This is a genomic window from Acidithiobacillus sp. YTS05, assembly GCF_024396695.1.
GTDB classification, from domain to species: Bacteria; Pseudomonadota; Gammaproteobacteria; order Acidithiobacillales; family Acidithiobacillaceae; genus Igneacidithiobacillus; species Igneacidithiobacillus copahuensis.
The window spans coordinates 1,356,115-1,374,299 of record NZ_CP094359.1 but is presented as its reverse complement, the minus strand read 5'-3'; the positions used below and the strand labels follow the sequence as shown (position 1 = coordinate 1,374,299).

Annotated in this window: 18 protein-coding genes; 1 reads left to right on the top strand and 17 read right to left on the bottom strand. The window is 57.9% G+C overall.

What is annotated here, in order from left to right:
- Positions 1-21: 21 nt before the first annotated feature.
- The 9 genes from MQE22_RS06800 to dapC form a co-directional block, all read right to left on the bottom strand.
- Entirely contained in the window at positions 22-870 is an 849-nt protein-coding gene (locus MQE22_RS06800) for a thiamine pyrophosphate-dependent enzyme (protein ID WP_255789395.1), read from the bottom strand.
- Positions 863-1,216, bottom strand: a complete 354-nt coding sequence (locus MQE22_RS06795; RefSeq protein ID WP_215871159.1) for a carboxymuconolactone decarboxylase family protein — start codon at positions 1,214-1,216, stop codon at positions 863-865. The genes MQE22_RS06800 and MQE22_RS06795 overlap by 8 nt, the downstream gene beginning before the upstream one ends.
- Before the next feature lie 84 nt (positions 1,217-1,300).
- A complete protein-coding gene (gene gpmI / locus MQE22_RS06790; RefSeq protein ID WP_215871160.1) occupies positions 1,301-2,821 on the bottom strand; it encodes a 2,3-bisphosphoglycerate-independent phosphoglycerate mutase in 1,521 nt (506 codons plus the stop codon).
- 32 nt (positions 2,822-2,853) lie between these two features.
- A complete protein-coding gene (gene ppsA, locus MQE22_RS06785) occupies positions 2,854-5,253 on the bottom strand; it encodes a phosphoenolpyruvate synthase (protein ID WP_255790271.1) in 2,400 nt (799 codons plus the stop codon).
- Positions 5,254-5,306: 53 nt separating this feature from the next.
- Positions 5,307-6,257, bottom strand: a complete 951-nt coding sequence (locus MQE22_RS06780; protein ID WP_215871188.1) for a sulfotransferase family protein — start codon at positions 6,255-6,257, stop codon at positions 5,307-5,309.
- A gap of 1 nt (position 6,258) precedes the next feature.
- Complete coding sequence (locus MQE22_RS06775; protein WP_215871162.1) at positions 6,259-6,927, bottom strand: septal ring lytic transglycosylase RlpA family protein; 669 nt, start codon at positions 6,925-6,927, stop codon at positions 6,259-6,261.
- On the bottom strand, positions 6,927-8,063 hold the full coding sequence (gene dapE, locus MQE22_RS06770) for a succinyl-diaminopimelate desuccinylase (RefSeq protein ID WP_215871163.1): 1,137 nt from the start codon (positions 8,061-8,063) through the stop codon (positions 6,927-6,929). The genes MQE22_RS06775 and dapE overlap by 1 nt, the downstream gene beginning before the upstream one ends.
- Positions 8,063-8,884, bottom strand: coding sequence for a 2,3,4,5-tetrahydropyridine-2,6-dicarboxylate N-succinyltransferase (gene dapD / locus MQE22_RS06765; RefSeq protein ID WP_215871164.1), 822 nt, complete (start codon positions 8,882-8,884; stop codon positions 8,063-8,065). Before dapD ends, dapE begins: the two co-directional genes overlap by 1 nt.
- Before the next feature lie 20 nt (positions 8,885-8,904).
- Positions 8,905-10,083 (bottom strand): succinyldiaminopimelate transaminase, encoded by a 1,179-nt coding sequence (gene dapC / locus MQE22_RS06760; protein ID WP_215871165.1) that lies wholly within the window; start codon positions 10,081-10,083, stop codon positions 8,905-8,907.
- A 90-nt stretch (positions 10,084-10,173) separates the two neighbouring features.
- Here dapC and MQE22_RS06755 point away from each other — a divergent pair, with 90 nt between their 5' ends.
- On the top strand, positions 10,174-11,064 hold the full coding sequence (locus MQE22_RS06755) for a DMT family transporter (protein WP_215871166.1): 891 nt from the start codon (positions 10,174-10,176) through the stop codon (positions 11,062-11,064).
- Here MQE22_RS06755 and MQE22_RS06750 read toward each other — a convergent pair.
- The 8 genes from MQE22_RS06750 to MQE22_RS06715 all read right to left on the bottom strand — a co-directional run bounded on the left by MQE22_RS06750 (position 11,038) and on the right by MQE22_RS06715 (position 18,175).
- A complete protein-coding gene (locus tag MQE22_RS06750) occupies positions 11,038-11,700 on the bottom strand; it encodes an HAD family hydrolase (RefSeq protein WP_215871167.1) in 663 nt (220 codons plus the stop codon). The genes MQE22_RS06755 and MQE22_RS06750 overlap by 27 nt on opposite strands.
- Positions 11,697-12,401, bottom strand: a complete 705-nt coding sequence (ubiG, locus tag MQE22_RS06745) for a bifunctional 2-polyprenyl-6-hydroxyphenol methylase/3-demethylubiquinol 3-O-methyltransferase UbiG (protein WP_215871168.1) — start codon at positions 12,399-12,401, stop codon at positions 11,697-11,699. Before ubiG ends, MQE22_RS06750 begins: the two co-directional genes overlap by 4 nt.
- Entirely contained in the window at positions 12,401-13,732 is a 1,332-nt protein-coding gene (locus MQE22_RS06740) for a TRZ/ATZ family hydrolase (RefSeq protein ID WP_215871169.1), read from the bottom strand. Before MQE22_RS06740 ends, ubiG begins: the two co-directional genes overlap by 1 nt.
- 57 nt (positions 13,733-13,789) lie before the next feature.
- The gene (locus MQE22_RS06735) at positions 13,790-14,956 is read right to left on the bottom strand and encodes a lytic murein transglycosylase (protein WP_215871170.1); all 1,167 of its coding nucleotides are present in this window, start codon (positions 14,954-14,956) and stop codon (positions 13,790-13,792) included.
- A gap of 90 nt (positions 14,957-15,046) precedes the next feature.
- Positions 15,047-15,658, bottom strand: a complete 612-nt coding sequence (locus tag MQE22_RS06730; RefSeq protein WP_215871171.1) for a C40 family peptidase — start codon at positions 15,656-15,658, stop codon at positions 15,047-15,049.
- Positions 15,659-16,016: 358 nt separating this feature from the next.
- Positions 16,017-16,451, bottom strand: a complete 435-nt coding sequence (locus MQE22_RS06725; protein WP_215871172.1) for a hypothetical protein — start codon at positions 16,449-16,451, stop codon at positions 16,017-16,019.
- A 34-nt stretch (positions 16,452-16,485) separates the two neighbouring features.
- Entirely contained in the window at positions 16,486-16,776 is a 291-nt protein-coding gene (locus tag MQE22_RS06720; RefSeq protein WP_215871173.1) for a DUF3293 domain-containing protein, read from the bottom strand.
- 181 nt (positions 16,777-16,957) lie between these two features.
- Positions 16,958-18,175: an MFS transporter gene (locus MQE22_RS06715; protein ID WP_215871174.1), complete on the bottom strand. Its 1,218-nt coding sequence runs from the start codon at positions 18,173-18,175 to the stop codon at positions 16,958-16,960.
- Between the last annotated feature and the right edge of the window lie 10 nt (positions 18,176-18,185).

The following is an 18,185-nucleotide window of genomic DNA, read 5'->3' as shown; positions in this document are numbered from 1 at the left end:
GTTCAAGCGAGGGCTCCCTGCCTACTCGTGGAGCTCCCCGCTGCCGATCCTATAAGGGGAGGCATCCATTACATCTTTGATGGGATCCTGGCGTTGGTAGGCCTGTACCTCGCTGGCCGGACGATAGGCGCCTGGATCGGCCATGGAATGGCCGCGGTAGCGGTAGGTCTCGAACTCGAGAAACTGGGGGCCATCACCGGCACGAATGCGTGCCAGGGCCTGCTCGCTCGCCTGCTGCACCGCCAGGACGTCCATGCCATTGATCCGCTCGGCGGGAATATTGTAGGCGCAGGCGCGGCGATAGACCTCGACCACGGCGGAGTGGCGATGGATTTCCGTACCGATCTGATAGTGATTGTTTTCGCAGACAAAAAGGATGGGCAGACGCCATAGGGCGGCCATGTTCAGGGATTCATGGAAGGTTCCCTGATTCACCGCGCCGTCGCCAAAGAAGCAAATGATGGCTTCGGGTAGCTGGCGATAGGCGACGGCATAGCCAGCCCCCAGGGCAATGGGAAAGGTCTCCCCGACGATGGCGTAACCCCCCAGAAAGCGCCTTTGCGCATCGAAAAGATGCATGGAACCGCCCATTCCCCCGCTTACCCCGGTCTTTTTGCCGAGAAGTTCCGCAAAAATGGCCACCGCCGGAATGCCACGCAGGAGGGCGTGTACGTGTTCGCGGTAGGTGCTGACGATGTAGTCGCCGGGTTCGGCGCAACTAAGCACCCCAGCTGCCACAGCCTCTTCCCCGGGGTATAGGTGTAAAAAACCGGCGATTCTGCCGGCGGCGTACTCCTGAGCCGCGGTCTCTTCCAGGGCGCGAGCGCGCAGCATCTGGCGCAGTAAAAAAACGGGATCGACGCTATGCATGGTCCACCTCCGGCAGAAACTCGTCGAGGGCTTTGCTAAGCGGCACCAGATACATCAGGGCCGGACCACCATGCATGAGCACTGCCTGGAAAGCGGCACTCATGATCTCATCGCGGCTTGCGCCCGCTTTGACGGCGCCATGCACATGCAAGGCGATACACCACTCGCATTGTGCCGCAACGGCCAAGCCCACATTGATAAGTTCCTTTTGCGCTTTGCTCAGCGCGGGACTCCCCTCTGCTTTTCCCATGAAAGAAAGAAAGCTATTGATTTCTGAAGGATATTGTTCCTTGAGACGGTGGGTGAGCTCTTCAATCTGCGTGATGCGATCCTGCATTTCCGGCATGACGACCTCCCTGAAGGTTGGTAATTCCGATCTGGATCTCGGAATTTAGCGTAGACAGTCTGCTGGAAATGAGCAAGTCACTTATTACAGCTCGGAGTGCAGGAGCAGGCTGCGCCCCGTCATTTCTTGCGGTTTCTCCACTCCCAAAAGATCCAGTACGGTGGGCGCGACGTCGGCCAAACCGGCACCAATTCCGAGGCGCGCTCCGGGCTCTCCCAGCAACAAAAAGGGCACCGGGTAGACGGTATGCTGGGTGTGCGGTTCGCCACTGACGGGGTCGACCATTTCGTCGCAATTACCATGATCGGCGCTGAGAATGACCCGATACCCGTGCGCCAGAGCCACCTGTACAATACGATGAAATTGCAGATCGAGGGTCTCGACGGCGCGCAGGATGGCAGGGATCTTGGCGGTGTGGCCAACCATGTCGCCATTGGCAAAATTGACCAGCACAAACGCATACTTGTCCGCGCGCAGTGCGCCAATGACGCGATCCGCCACTGCCGGCGCACTCATCTCGGGTTGCAGATCGTAGGTGGCAACGGCAGGGGAGGGGATAATCGTGCGCTCTTCCCCAGCAAAAGCTTGTTCGCGACCACCATTGAAGAAATAGGTCACGTGCGCGTACTTTTCGGTTTCCGCACAGTGGAACTGTGCCAAGCCGGCATTGGCAAGGACCTCTGCCAATACCTGCGCGGGGATTTCCGTCGGAAAAAGCACTGGTAGGGCAAAGTTCTCGTCATAGGCGGTCATGCAGGTACTGACACGCGCGCTTTCACTGCCGCGATCGAACTCGGCAAAATTGGGAAGGGCGATGGCGGCGCAGAGCTGGCGCATGCGATCGGAGCGGAAATTGAAGAAAAGTACCGGCTCGTCGGCGGCGATGCGCGCCCTTCGCGGATCACCAATCACCGTAGGCTGAATAAACTCATCCCCGTCATCCCGTTGCCAGCCCGCCTGTACGGCGCTCAGGGCATCCTCTGTCGATTGCCCCTCGCCAAGCAGCATGGCTCGCCAAGCCTTTTCTGTACGCTTCCAATGCTGGGCACGGTCCATGGCGTAGTAACGGCCCGAGAGCGTAGCGATATGGCCGGTGCCGAGCTGCTGCAAGGCCTCCTGCAGACGCTGCACATAGCGATCGGCGCTGCGCGGCGGCGTATCCCGACCATCGCTGATGAAATGCACGACCGGTTCCATGCCGGCCTGTACCAGAAGGGGCAGCAATCCCAGGAGATGCTCGATATGCGAATGCACGCCGCCATCGGAGACCATACCAATCAGATGGATGCGTTTGTCTTTCTGCAGCATTTTCTGCCAGTTGGGTAAGCGTTCCAGGCTCCCATCGGCAATGGCATCGGCAATGCGCAGCAAGTCCTGTTTGAGAATGCGCCCTGATCCCAGAGTCAGATGACCGACCTCAGAATTGCCGAACTGCCCATCCGGTAAGCCCACCGCCCGCCCGGAGGCTTGCAGGGCACTATGCGGGTTGCTGGCAAAGTAATGATCGAGATGTGGAGTCCGCGCCTGCGCCCAACCATTGAAGGCTCGACTGGGGTTAAGCCCAAAGCCATCAAAAATCACCAGCAGAACTTTCTTATCGGGCATGCCACACTCCTCATCCAGGAAAAAAATCGACGTTAGCTATGCAGGGATTTCTCCAGCTCCAGCACCTGGCGGGTAGTGGAGAGAATGGTATCAGGATTGAGGCTGATGGAATCAATACCCAGTCGTACCAGAAATTCCGCCATTTCCGGATAATCCGAGGGCGCCTGGCCACAGAGACCGGAGTGGATGTGGTTACGCCGGCAGCCCTCTACGGCCTGTTGGATGAGCACCTTTACCGCGGGATCGCGCTCGTCATAGTCGAAGGCAACGATGGCGGAGTCGCGATCAACCCCTAGCGCAAGCTGGGTTAGGTCGTTGCTGCCGATGGAAAAGCCATCGAAGCGCTTGGCAAACTCATCGATCAGCAAGACGTTGCTGGGCACTTCACACATGGCGTAGACTTGCAAATCGTTTTCGCCCCTACGCAGGCCAAATTCGGCCATCTTCGCCAACACTGCGTCGGCTTCCTCTATCCGGCGGACGAAAGGCAGCATGACAATGACATTGTCCAGCCCCATTTCCTCCCGTACGCGCCGAATCGCGCGACATTCCAGGCGAAATCCCTCTTCATAATTGGGATGGGCGTAACGCGAGGCACCGCGAAAACCCAACATGGGATTGGCTTCTTCGGGCTCAAAATCCGTACCCCCGATCAACGCGGCATACTCGTTGCTCTTGAAGTCCGAGCTACGCAGCACCACGGGTTTCGGATAAAAGGCAGCGGCAATGGTCCCGACCCCCTCGGACAGACGTTGCACGAAATATTCTTCCGGGCTCGAGTACCCTGCGGTCCGTCGCTTGATCTCGTGGCGCACCTTCGCGTCGCTGATCCGTTCGGGATGTAACAGGGCCAATGGATGGATCTTGATGGCATTGGCAATGATGAATTCCATGCGCGCCAGTCCGACGCCATCATTGGGCAAGGCTTGCAACTGGAAGGCCAGCTCCGGATCGCCCAGATTCATCATGATTTCCGTTTTCGGCCGTGCCAACCCAGAAAGATCAGTCTCTACCACCTCAAAACGCAGAGTGCCGGCGTACACGTTGCCTACCTCCCCCTCGGCGCAGGAGAGGGTCGCTGCTTGCCCATCCGGGATCCGGCTCATGGCTCCCTCTGCCCCTACCACCGCCGGAATGCCCAATTCCCGGGCAATAATGGCGGCATGACAGGTGCGGCCACCACGCTCGGTAACGATACCCGCAGCTAGCTTCATCACCGGCTCCCAATCGGGAGTGGTATTGTCGGCGATCAGGATCTCTCCTGGCTGGAAGAAATGCAGTTCCTCCAACGTAGCGATGTGTCGCGCCCGACCCGTAGCGATTTTGCTCCCTACTGCACGGCCGCTGACGAGTATGGCACCCCTCTCGCGCAGATAATACTCCTGCAACACAGTACCCTTGCGCTGCGAGGCGACGGTCTCCGGCCGGGCCTGCACGATGTATAGTTGGCCGTCTTCGCCATCCTTGGCCCACTCCATATCCATCGGCCGTTCTTCGCCAATCGCCTTGCTGTAGTGTTCTTCAATCTGGATGGCATAGCCGGAGAGGGTGAGCACGTCTTCGTCCGCAAGGGAAAAGCGCTGTTGTTCGGCAGCCGTGGTGGCAAGGTTGCGCACGCCATGATGGGTACTGCCGGCGGCGTAGACCATCTTCAGCTTTTTACTGCCGAGAACGCGTCGCAAGACCGCACGCTTTCCCCGTCGAAAGCCGGACTTGAACACATAAAATTCGTCGGGATTGACCGCACCCTGCACGACGTTCTCCCCCAGTCCATAGGAAGATGTGATGAAAATGACGTCGCGAAAACCGGTTTCTGTATCCAGTGAGAACATCACACCGCTGCTGGCAAGATCAGAACGCACCATCTTCATGATGCCAATGGAAAGGGCGACATGGAAATGATCGAAGCCCTCGTCCATGCGGTAGTGAATGGCGCGATCGGTGAAGAGGCTGGCAAAACAACGCCGACAGGCATCGAGCAAATCCGCTTCCCCACTGATATTGAGATAGGTATCCTGCTGCCCTGCAAAACTCGCGGTGGGCAGATCTTCGGCGGTGGCCGAAGAGCGGATGGCGAGCGAGAGATTTTCGCCATATTCCTCCCGCAGGCGGGCGTAGGCGGCGAGAATCTCTTCTTGCAGTTGCTTCGGCAATTCCAGACTGTAAATCAGCTCCCGCGCTGCCTTGCCACGCCGCGCAAGATCCTCGACCTGATGCGGCTGCAAGCCGTCGAGAATTGCATGGAGTTTGGGCCAGGCCTGGTGGCGATCGAGCAGATCCCGATAGGCGTGAGCGGTAACGGCAAAGCCGTTGGGTACCCGCACCCCCAGCGGGCGCAGCGCCCGATACATTTCCCCGAGCGAGGCGTTTTTGCCGCCCACCAAAGCAATGTCATCGATCCCGATTTCGGCAAAGAAGCGGATGTATTCCACGGCAGGCCCCTCCAAAACGGATATGCTCCTTTGAAGATAGACCCCATCCCTGGCTACCGCAAGGACGATTCCGTCGACAGTGGATGGCCCGCCGCATGGTGAAGTTCAGCCTCTGGCCAACTGCGTCGCAGCTCTGGAAGAGGCCGTTGCAGCAATCCTTCGAGCCGCGCCATTTCCGGCTGGAAGCGCTCAATCAACCAGTCCCGAGCTTGCGGATCGATGGCGGGCTTTTTTTCCTTCCGCAGGAAAAGATTGCGCCAGATATACTCCCCCCAGCGTTGCGGAAAAAAATATTCGCCAATGGTCCGGCTAATGGGATTTCCAGCCAGTCGCCGCGCCCAGTTGCCGCGGGGGCGTGCGTAGTGGTTGTGCGCCCTACGGAAATCGATGCGTTGAAACGGCAGGGGAGAAACTTGCAGAAATTCTGCCAGATCATGGAGAACCTGTAGCGGTTTGCGTTGCAGATCCTCCAATAGAAGCACTCTCACCTGATTTCGACCAAACAGCGAAAAGTAGCGCTGAATCTGATCATGATACAAACCCAGCTCGACGTATAACTGGGATACGCCCCAACCTTTGTCCGGACGCGTCCAGTCCCGTTGCAAGGCGCTGTAAAAATCGAGATCGGTAACGCCCTCATTGAAGTCCATCAGATATTGCGCATAGGCCCGCTGTACCGGATCGCGCAGGATGATGATGATCTTGCTGTCTGGACAACATTGCGCGATTTCCTGCGCAGCGACTTCCGACCACAGGTAGGAGGGGCTGGCATCGCCCCGATACGTCACTTGGCCCGAGTCCTGATACAGTCGAAGATACTGCTCTTCGGAGTCAATATAACGGATACAATGACGTTGTTCCGGGGCCGGATGCGGGTGCGTGAAATAATGCGGCTCTTTCATTTCCGGAAAATAGATCTCAGGATGTTGCTTGAGATACGCCCAAAGAGAAGTGGTCCCACTTTTTACCGCACCGACGATAAATAAATTAGGCCAATTTTGCATCTTACTCATTTTCTGGTGTATGAAATGGAAATCCTGCATGGCGCAGGGTCTGCGCCAGAATGCTTGGGGAAAGGCCGTTGGGTAGGGGACCCAAGCGCAAACGATAGGCCCAAGATCCATGATCAATACCGGGCGCGATCTGTACTTTCGCGATACCGGCACGCTGCGTCTTTTCCCACGCCACTTGCGCCAAATAGATGCTGGAATATGCCGCAGACCAAAGATAATGCTGGTCGGAGGTCGCCGCCATCGTTGGTGCCGCGGCATCCGCGGCGGCAGCAGCCAAGCCCGCCACCGCAATCGGAGTCGTAGCGAAAATATCCAATGCCCGAGCTGCGCCAGATCCCAGTTGTAGCAAGCCAAAACTGCCAGGGGGGCTCTTTTGGTCGATCAGAACCGCTACGCGACGATGATTGGTAAGATTTTCGACCAGCGCGCAGGATGGCGAAGGAAGCACGCTGCTGGCAGCTGTCAGCTCTTTCTCCGGGCTGCTTTGCATTCCCGATCCGTTGTCCTGCCAAGCAAGCCAGGTCGCCATACCACGAAGTGGGGGGTGGGGAGTGGCACGGGAGTCGGCCAATTGACAAGCGCTTTGCAGGACTGGAGTAGCGGCCATGGCAACGGGCACATAAACCAGCAGAAGCGCTGTCGCCAGGCGCAACACGATCACTATACCCCTCCCGAAGCGAACAGGGCGCGGAGGGAAGCAAGGTAAACCTGCGGCAGGCGCTCCAGGTCGGCCAGGGCCACATGCTCGTCAATCTTATGGATACTCGCATTGCAGGGACCAAGCTCCACCACCTCACCGCCCAGCAGGGCAATGAAGCGGCCATCGGAGGTGCCACCCCCAGTGGACAGCTTTGCCGGCCGTCCCATGATCTCGGTGATGCCCGTTTGCACCGCATCCAATAACTTGCCGGGCGCGGTATAAAACGGTGGCCCGGAGAACTGCCAGTCCAGCTCGTAGCGCAGCTGCTTACGATCCAGAATTTCCTGTACGGCTGCCTGCAGGTCCTCCACGCTGGATGCTGGCGAAAAGCGAAAATTGAATTGCAGCTCGAGCACACCGGGAATGACATTGGTAGCGCCGGTGCCAGCGTGGATATTCGAGATCTGCAGGCGCGTGGGGGGGAAGTCAGGGCTGCCGGCATCCCATTCACGTCCGACAAGTTCCTGGAGGGCTGGCAAGACCCGATGAATAGGGTTGTCCGCCTTCTCCGGGTAGGCCACATGGCCCTGCACACCGAGGATGCGGAGGGTGCCATTGAGGGAACCACGGCGGCCATTCTTGACCACATCGGCCAGGCTTTCTTCCGAAGAAGGCTCGCCGACCAGGCAGTAGTCGATCCGTTCACCACGGCAGTGGAGTTGCTCGACCACGTGGCGGGTACCATGGGTAGCGACGCCCTCCTCATCGGAGGTGATCAGAAAAGCAATGCGGCCTGAATGATCGGGAGACTCGCGCAGAAAATCCTCGGTAGCCACCAGCATTGCCGCGAGACTTCCTTTCATGTCGGCAGCCCCCCGGCCATACAGATTCCCATCGCGAATGATCGGCACGAAGGGATCGCTATGCCAGGCATCGAGCGGCCCGGTCGGGACGACATCGGTGTGTCCGGCAAAGCAGAACACGGGGCCCTCTGAACCGTGTACGGCCCAGAAGTTCTCCACGCCGCCGGCAGGCATGCGCTCGATGGTAAATCCGAGCGCCGCAAGCTTTTCGATCATCCACTCCTGACAGCCCGCATCCGCAGGTGTTACCGACTGACGGGCAATCAGTTCCTTGCTGTAGTCGAGAACGCGCATCAGAGATCGCGCAGAATTTCGTTGATGCCGACCTTACTCAAGGTTTTGGCATCGACCTTTTTCACAATTACGGCGCAATAGAGACTGTAACTGCCGTCCTTGGCGGGCAGATTGCCGGACACCACCACCGAACCGGCGGGCACCCGGCCATAGCTGATCTCGCCGGTGCTGCGGTCGAAGATCCGCGTGCTGGCCCCCAAAAATACCCCCATGGAAATCACCGAGCCTTCCTCGACGATCACTCCTTCCACCACTTCGGAGCGGGCGCCGATGAAGCAGTTGTCTTCGATGATGGTAGGGTTGGCCTGGAGTGGCTCGAGCACGCCGCCGATGCCGACGCCACCGGAGAGATGCACATTCTTACCGATCTGCGCGCAGGAACCCACCGTCGCCCAGGTGTCGACCATCGTACCCTCATCGACATAGGCGCCGATGTTGACGAAGGAGGGCATGAGCACGCAATTGCGACCAATGAATGCCCCTTTGCGCACGGTCGCGGGTGGCACCACGCGAAATCCGCCAGTGCGGAAGTCGTTGCTGTTGTAATCGCTGAACTTGCCTGGCACTTTGTCGTAATACTGTGTCTCGCCACCATTCATGCGGAAATTGTCTTGCAGGCGAAAGGAGAGCAGCACCGCTTTCTTGATCCACTGATGGGTGTGCCACTGCCTATCGATCTTTTCGGCCACGCGCAGCACGCCCTTGTCGAGCCCCTCCAGTACCTGATGCACCGCCTCGCGCAGCTCTGCAGGGGCCTGTTTGGGGGAAATTTCGGCCCGCTGTTCCCAGGCCGTATCAATGATTTCTTGCAATGCAGTCACTAGATAATTTCCTTTTAGGATCAAGAGAATGTTTGGAGAAACTTACGGATTCTGATCAGCCCTTCACGACAAATGTCCAGAGGACCAACCAGGGCGATGCGCACGCGCTCGACGCCAGGATGGGCCCCATGCGCCGCACGTGCCAGATAGGTGCCGGGCAGGCAGCGTACGTGTTGGACCGCGTAGAGATCGCGGGTAAAGGCCTCGCCATCGCCCACCTGCAACCAGAGATAAAAGCCACCATCGGGACGTTCGACGGGGAGGAGATCACCCAGGATTTCTGCCGCCGCCGCAAATTTCTCTGCGTAGTCCTCGCGCATGGCAATGACATGTTTTTCGTCGCCCCAGGCCGCCGCCGACGCGGCCTGGATGAAGGGCGGCATGGCATTACCCAGGTAGGTGCGATAGAGCCGGAAAGCCGCCAACAGCTCTGCGTCACCGGCAACGAAGCCGCTGCGCGCACCGGGGATACTGGAACGCTTGGAGAGGCTGTGAAATGCCAAAACCTTGCTCAAAGAGCCGCTGCGGGCTGCGGCGCTCAGTACCCCAGCCGGAGGGGTATCGAAGTAGATCTCGCTGTAGCATTCATCCGCCGCCAAAATGAAATCATATTGCCGCGCCGTGGCGACCAGAAAATCCCAATCCTCCGCCTGCAAGGCAGCCCCGGTGGGATTGTGTGGGCTGTTCACATAGAGCAGGGCACAACGCTGCCAGATCTCCGGCGCTACCGCCCGGTAGTCCGGTTGGCCGCTTGCCTCGCAATTGAGATAGTACGGTTGCGCCCCCGCGAGGATCGCTGCGCCCTCGTAGATCTGATAGAAAGGGTTGGGTAACAGAATCAGATCCTTGCCGGAGCCACTATCCGTCAGTGCCTGGGCAACGCTGAACAACGCCTCACGACTGCCGTTGGCAGGCAAAATGTGCTTTTCGGGATCGAGGAAGCCCTCGGGCAGGGTGAAGCGCCGGGACGCCCAGGCGGCGATCGCCTCACGCAAGGTGTCCGCGCCGAGTACTTTGGGGTACTCCGCAAGGCCATGCAGATGTTCGATGATACTTTCCACCACCAGGGCGGGAGCAGGATGCCGCGGTTCCCCGATGGAAAAATCGATCAGGGGTAGGGCCGGGGGGTGTACACCGGCCAGCAAATCGCGCAGACGCTCAAAGGGGTATGCCTGCAGTGACGACAGTCGTGGGTTCATTTTACAATCGCCTCCCCATCAGCGCGTCACGGGATCTGAGTGAACATGATTCATCCGCAAAAGTTTGGGCCAAGCAGGCAGCGCTGACAAGTGTCCGGGAGTTCCTCAGCACATTCTACGCAGCTATTGCCGGTTTTGAGCCTGATTCTGGGCGCTGGCCTATGGGGCACCTATTGGTGGCCCTTGCACTTTTTTACCGCGCAAGGCTTTGGTGGGCCGTGGTTGATCGCCATCACCTATCTTTTGCTGGCCGCGGCTGGGAGCCTTTTGGCCTGGCGGCGTGGCGTGCACAAAGTCCGTCGTGGCGATTGGCGCAGCCTTTTCTGGCTCGCACTGTTTGGTGGCTGGACCAATGTGGCGTTCATGATGGCCCTATTTCACGGGCAGGTCGTCATCGTCCTGCTGCTTTTTTACCTGTCGCCGGTCTGGGCGGTATTGCTCGCCCGCGTCTTCCTGAAAGAGGCCATCGGCTGGCGCGGCGCCTTGGCCGTGCTGCTCGCGGTGTCCGGCACCGTACTGGTGGTTGTGCAGGGAAATCTGGATCTGCGCACAGCCGGGCTGGTCACGCTGTTTTTTGCCGTGAGCAGCGGCTTTGCCTTTGCCTTGAGTAACGTCGTGCTGCGCGGGGCCAGTCTCAGCTCTGACCTCATCCGGGCGGTCGCCATCTGGTGGGGTTGCGCCATTATTGCCTTGGCCTTCGCCGTCAATGAGGCTTGGCCAGCCGCGCCCCACTGGCCAGTACTCTTCCTTCCCCTCTTCGCTTGGTTCTGGGTCGGTTTCGCTACCGCCAGCACCATCTATGGGGTCAGCCGTTTACCCATCCGTATTTCTGCAGTGATTATGCCAATCGAGGTCATTGTGGGTGCTGTCTCTGCCTGGATTTGGGCAAATCAATCAATGAGCTTTATCGAAATCGCGGGGGCAGCGCTGATTCTGTCTGCTTCTCTCGTGCAGTTAATTCGCCAAAAGGCGGGCGCGTAAGGCGTCGGCGTCTTCCAGCACCACATTGGCTCCCCAGGCACTGGGTGGATCGGACTCCTGCCAATAGCCCCAGGACGCAGCCCAGGCGTGACAACCTGCCGCGTGGGCGGCTTCGATGTCACGGCGATCATCTCCCAGAAACACGGTCGCCTCGGGCTCGATTCCAAGATGCCGCAGGGCATACTGCACCGGCAGGGGCGAGGGCTTAGGTTTCTCGGTGGTGTCGCCACCAACCACGATGGCGGGAGGATAGGGCAGGGCGAGGGTGCCCAATAAATCGTGGGTCAACTCCTCGCTTTTGTTGGTGACGATGGCCCAAGGAATTTGCCTTTCCGAGAGGTACCGCAGAGTCTGCAGGATTCCGGGAAAGAGGACACTGGCGCGGTGCGCGCGGGCGCGATACAGGCGCAAAAAATCCAGCCGCATCTGGGCATAGTCGGGATCGGCGGGAGTTATACCAAATGCCTTCCCGAGCAGTCCCGGCGCACCATGAGAGGCCATCCGACGGAGTGCGTCGAACGCCGGTACTGGCAGATTTCGCTCTCTGGCCAGATCCTGCACTGCACCGACCAGATCCGGCGCACTGTCCACCAAGGTGCCATCCAAATCAAAGAGCAGGGCCTGCCAATGCATCATGCAGGCTTCTGGCAATGACAGAGATAGTTGACGCTTACGTCGCCCGTCAGCCGTGCCACGCGCCGCCAAGGGTCATAGTGCATGCCCTGGAGATCGCGCAGACGCAGGCCGCTGGCGCGAATCATGTCCAGCAATTCACTCGGCCGCAAGAATTTTTCATAGTCATGGGTACCGCGGGGTAACAGACCCAAGAGATATTCTGCACCAACAATGGCATAGAGATAACTCTTCGGGTTGCGGTTGAGAGTGGAGAGAAACACGCTTCCCCCGGGTTTTACCAATTTCGCGCAGGAGGCAATGATGGAAGCGGGGTCAGGGACGTGTTCGAGCATCTCCATGCAGGTCACGACATCGTAGCTGTCGGGCTCTGCCGCCGCGAGATCTTCCACGGCGACTGCGCGATATTGCATCTCGATTCCCCGCTCTACGGCATGTTGCTTTCCCGCCTGAATCGCGTCTTCCGCCAGATCGATCCCCAGCACCTCCGCACCCTGCCAGGCCATGGATTCGCTCAGGATACCGGCACCGCAGCCGACATCCAGCACGCGCTTGCCGCGCAGCCCACCCGATACTTTTTCGTTGATATATTGGAGACGTAGCGGATTGATTTCATGCAAAGTGTGGAGCGGGCCCTGGGGGTCCCACCAGGTATTTGCGAAAGACTGAAACTTGTCGATCTCCGCTGGATCCAGATTGCTCATCAGCTGTTCTCCCGTGCAATGCGCAAGGCCCAGTCCTGCGCTTCCCGGCCGAGTTCGGCATCATCCCAATGCAGCGCCCGGCCATCCTGTATTTTCTGTACGCCCGCCACCCAAACATTGCGCACCTGATCGCGTCCAGCGCAGTAGACGAGCTGCGAGATAGGGTCGTAGACCGGACTGGTGGCAGGATGATCGAGACTGATTGCGATACAGTCGGCGGCCTTGCCGACCTCCAGGCTACCAGTCTCCTTTTCCCAACCCAGGGCCCGCGCCCCGCCCAGGGTCGCCAGGTACAGCGCCTGCTTGGCGGGTAAAGCGGTAGGGTCGCCTTCTCGTCCTTTGGCCAGCAGGGCTGCCGTGCGCAATTCGCCGAGCATGTCGAGATCATTGTTGCTGGCTGCGCCATCGGTACCCAGGCCAACTCCCTGACCCTGCACCAGGAGAGTAGCTACCGGGGCAATCCCCGAACCCAGCTTGAGATTGGACTCCGGGCAGTGCGCAATCTGCAAGCCAGTCTCCTTACAGATGGCCAGGTCATCTTCATTCAATTGCGTCATGTGCACGGCAAGAAACCGCTCATTCAGCAATCCCAGTTCGTGCAGGCGACGTAATGGGCGCCGGTCGTCTCTAGCTAAAGCATCGCGCACTTCCCCTGCCGTTTCATGCACATGCATGTGCAGGAAGCTTCCGTGTTGCCGTGCCAGTGCAGCAGCCTCCTGCAGCGGCCCGTCACTCACCGTGTAGGGTGCATGGGGCGCGATACTGTGGCGCAGCAGCGCAGGATTTCCCAGGATAGCGATGTGCTCCGCAGCTAGACGCAGGGCGTCTTCGGCATTGCGCGTGTAGGTCGTGGGAAAGTCGATGATGACATGGCCAAGTACCATGCGCATGCCCATCTCCTGCGCGACTTCTGCTGCCTCCTGCGGGAAAAAATACATATCGTTGAAGCAGGTAGTGCCCCCGCGCAGCATTTCTGCGATGGCCAAGCGTGTGCCTACGCGCACAAAGTCGGGAGCGACGAAGCGCCCCTCAGCGGGCCAGATGTGCTCCCGCAGCCAGACCATCAACGGTAGGTCATCGGCCAGGCCGCGCAAGAGCGTCATGGCTGCATGGGTATGGACATTCACAAAACCCGGCAACAAAACCTGGCCGGGGAGGGGAGTAAGCTGTGCCTCGGGGAACCGCTCCCGTAAATCAGTATGGTGACCCGTTGCGACAATTTTGCCATCCCGAACCGCTACCCCATGGGCGGGAAGGAAGCCATCCGGAACGATCGGGACCAGCCACTCCGGCAGGAGTAGTTCTACGTCAGAAAGCGATTTCTTCGTCACGCAACAACACCCCGGGAGTTGGAATTCCCGGGAGTGTAGCACGGCAGCAGGGAAGTCTCAGCCCAGGCGTGCCTGCAGGGCTTGTGCATAGGCCCAGACCGTAGCGGAATAGTTGATGCTCGGATTGTAGCCCATGATGGCGTAAAAATTGGGATAGGCAATAAAGAAGCGCGGTCCTCGCTCGGTGGCCAGCTGCAGCAGTCCCACTTGGGTACTGGCGGGCATCGGTGTTGCTATATTGGGGCGAATGCCAGCGCGCTCGATTTCCCTCAGGGGATAGCGGCCATGCAGAAAGGCAGTCGCCTGTGCCGGATTGAGAACGGTGGCTTCGCGCAAAACCGGCTGTCCGGGCTGCCAGCCATGGCCAAGAAAGAATTTGGAAGTCGACGCCAAGACATCCGGTACCGAGCGCCATAGATCTGGCAAACCATCGCCGGGAGGATCATCCCAGACGGTTCCATATTTCAGATAGCTACTCGCAAGGAACTGCGACATTCCCATCGCGCCGGCCTCCGATCCCCGCAAGGAAGACACAGGCTGTCCCAATTGATGTGCCAAACGAATAGTCTCGGCCGCTTGGTACAAAAAGAAGGAGCTTCGCGCTGGTAGTCCTAAGGCTAGAGACAAGTTTGCATCCAGCACCGGAAAATTTCCCTGGAACGTACCGAAGCCAGTCTCAATATTCAGAATCCCCATGAGGATTTCCGGCGAGACTCCATATCTTCCGGAAACCTGCGCAATAACATTCTGATGCGCCTGCCAAAAATTTACCCCTCGCTGTAGGCGATCGGCGCGCACGAAGCGATCGCGATAGCGCCACCAGGGGTATGGCTGGGGGGGAGTGGCAGAGGGAGGAGGTGGGGTCATCAGCGCGAGGGCCCGCTGGTTGAAGCGTGCATTGTAGAGAGCAGGCAGGACCCACTGCTCGGGCAACTGATACTTGATCTGTAAGGCGCAGGCGAAATTCCGCAGCTGTACTTGGTATTCTTGTGGAAACCCGGGAAAGAACAGATTCTGCGAGCAATCTATTTGCCGAGTTCGAGCAGGTTGTGCTGGTGCACTGGCCGGTGCTGGCGACACTGACTGGGGCGCAATGGCGGGAGTCGTTTGTTGCGGGTAGACCTGGTGCGCGACAGGAGTCACCTGATTGGCACAAGCGCTGAGGAGTAGAGTGCAGCCGAGCAGAATGGGGCCGGTAATAAATCTTTGGTTCACGCTACTCATGACGCTCCTGAAAACCTAAATGATCTATCGTTGATCAATTGCCATACACGCCGCTCAGAATTTGGGCCCGCGGTAGAGCCTTCCAGAACTTCATTGATTGAGTACGTGGTCATTCAGGGACTGCATGGCAAGAAGTTCCGGGGGCATGGGACGCCTGACGCCATCCAGACGTTGAGCCCAATAGGGATTATGCAGGCTCTGCACGGTAATCCCGGCATGACGATTGAGGGCGCTGACGAATTGGTCACCACCAATATAAATACCGACATGAGTATACGGGGCGCCCATGGTGTTGAAAAAGACCAGGTCGCCTTTGCGAATGCGGGAGAAAGAAACCGCCGGAAGGGCGAGGGCCTGTGCTCGAGCGGTACGCGGCACGGTTACTCCCGCCTCTTGCAGTACGTATTGAATCAGGCCGCTGCAGTCAAATCCATGATGCCGGCTTTCGCCGCCCCATACATAGGGCTTGCCAATTTGCGCAATGGCATTGACCAGCACTGCATCCAAAACTGTCGCTTCGCGATGGGAGTCGTAATAGGAATAGCTGTTTTGCGGAGTCGTTGCCGGGGCTTGAGTCGCAACCGGTGGCTGCCAGCCGTCACCCCCCCCATATTCCGCGCAACCAGAGAGTACCAGAGAGGAAACGGCGAAAAGTACGCCCACGAATCGGGCATATGGACTGACGTTTTTTAATTTACGCATGCATTCATCCCGTTATTCTTTCCGATCTGTAACGGTTTATAGAACAAAACCTTTTTTTTGGCAAGAGGAACTTGTCACGGAAAATAGCATTGAATTCCGCTCTCAAAGAAATACGATATAAAAACTTCATCTTCTCCTGATGCTTGAACTTCTCGGCTACCCGCAATATGCAGCTAGTCGTTGTTGAGGATCATTGTGAGCATGAAGAGATGGAGGGGGCAGGCGGGATCAGCACTTCAAGTGCCTCGGATAGGTTCGCAGGGCCGAATGCGTGATTTAACATAATATAGATTATGCGACATTAGAGACTGGGCATTGAATCGGGAAATCCCTTGCTTCCCGCCAGCCCGTTGCCCCTCTACGCGCTGATACGCTCCAGGTCCGAAGGCCGATTGATCAGGCTATCTCGACTCATCGCGCAATGCGCACAGAAACCCGTGCGCATTCCCTGTGGCAACACACACAACGGTAGGACCTCCAGCCGCTCGCTGCTGAGATACTGTTCAGGGAAAGCGCAAAGTTGTTGCTTGATGACAAAGTTCAGGTAATGCTCGATAGTGCTCGGTGACAGGTCCGCCACCTCCCGCACCCGCGCTTGCAGCCACTGACGAGCCTTATCCTTGCCGGCGTGCAGCTCTACCAGACGCTGAAATAATCCAGTGCCCACAGAGATGGACAGAGCCGGACCCCCAGACTCCCCCCGATATTCCAGAAATACATGGGACTGCTCTGTTTCCGCGACTGCGTCCAAGGTTGCCTCTCGCAGTTCGTAAGACAATAATAACTTTCCCATGATCCTACCCCGCTCTCATCTTATCTCGCATTTTTCAAGTGTAGCACCAAATCAGCAGAACGTGCTTGCCGTTAAGAAAGAGAAATGCTTTCTGTTCCATGGCAGAAGCCAGACGATTGGCGCGCTGAAAGGTCAACCCTGGCACCCAGAAATGTCGTTCCCACCAGGCATCGGTACCACCCCACATAGACTGATAATATTGGCCTCCGAGCTTGCGTAACAAGCGTTGATCGCGTTTGCGGTTGCGATATTCTGACTGCCAGCGTGAACCCGGATTCCAGGCGCCCAGTACGGCACCGCGCAGACGCGTGGGAGCACCAATCACGAATTCGACTTTTGCGTTTTCCGTTTTGTAACGGGATCTTGTATAGGCTTCTTGCAGCTCCGGTGAAGCTAGAACAGTGGAAAAGGTTCGGCGCTGACGACCGCGATGTTCAGTCTCTTGTGTGTTACATGCCTTGGCAGAAGCGCGAGGTCGCAGGTTGAACTTTCGGTAGATCAATGCGCTACACCGGAACCTGCAACTTCTCGTAGCGCTTGCGTTCCTGCTGAAACAGCTCTGCCGGCATGAAGAATGCCAAGAACAGGCTGGGAATCGCGGCAGCAAAACTCAGCAGGAAAAAGTGAAAATAACCCAGGTCTCGCACCAGGAAGCCGCTGAAACTGCCCGCTACGGTAGCGGCGAGAGACATCAAGGCCGAGCCAATCGCGAAATGGGTGGCTTCAAACCCCCTGCGGCAACGTTGCATCAGAAAGACCATGAGCACTGCCGTACCCAGACCCCCGGCGAATTGCTCGAACGCGGCAACGGCCGCAACCGAAAACACATCCGGCTTGGCCCAGGCAAGCCACGCGTAGGCAAGAATTGCAAAGGATTGAATGAAGGTCAGGATAAAAATACTTCGTTGCAGACTCCAGCGTGCGATAATCAAGCCACCCAGAATAGAACCCGCGATTCCAGTGATGGTTCCCACGGCGCCAGTAAGTACACCGCGTGCGATCAAACCATAGCCCAAGCTATGCAAAAATGGGGTAACCATGGCGAAAAGAAAGGCGTCGCCGGCGCGAAACAGCAAGATGAACAGTAATGCCCAGACGATGTGTGGTTGCGTAAGATAGCTACGTACGGAGTTGATCACTTGCTCCCAGCGCTGCCCTTTGGGCGTCGTGCCTTTTTCCGGAACCGGCATCACGGCCCGATGCCAGAATGCCAAACCGAGCAACATCAACGCTGCAAGAGCAAAACAGGCAAACCAGGAGATCCACCCAGCAATGATCACCAGAGCCCCATTACCAACCAACATGGCTACCCGGTAGGCCGCGACCCGCAAACCGGAGTATCCGGCCTGTTCACTTTCCGGTAAGGTCTGGATATAAAAACCATCGACGGACATATCGTGGGTGGCGGACATCACCGCCATGAGCGCGAAAATCTTGAAGGCTAGTGACAGATTCATCGTCTGCGCGGGCCAGATGAGCAGCATGGCTACTCCCGCCAGGATCAGTTCCATGACAAAGATCCAGCGCTTTTTATTGCCGAAGAGATCAATCAGTGGGCTCCAGAACAACTTGAAGTTCCAGGGCAGCCCCAGCAGAGAAAGTAAGCCGATCAGAGGAGTTCCAGCTCCAGCAGCGGTAAAAAATTGTACAGACACTTGCTGTACCAGGGAAAACGGTAGCCCCTCGGCATAATAGCTACTGGCGATCCAGAATACTTTTCGCATAAAAAACCCC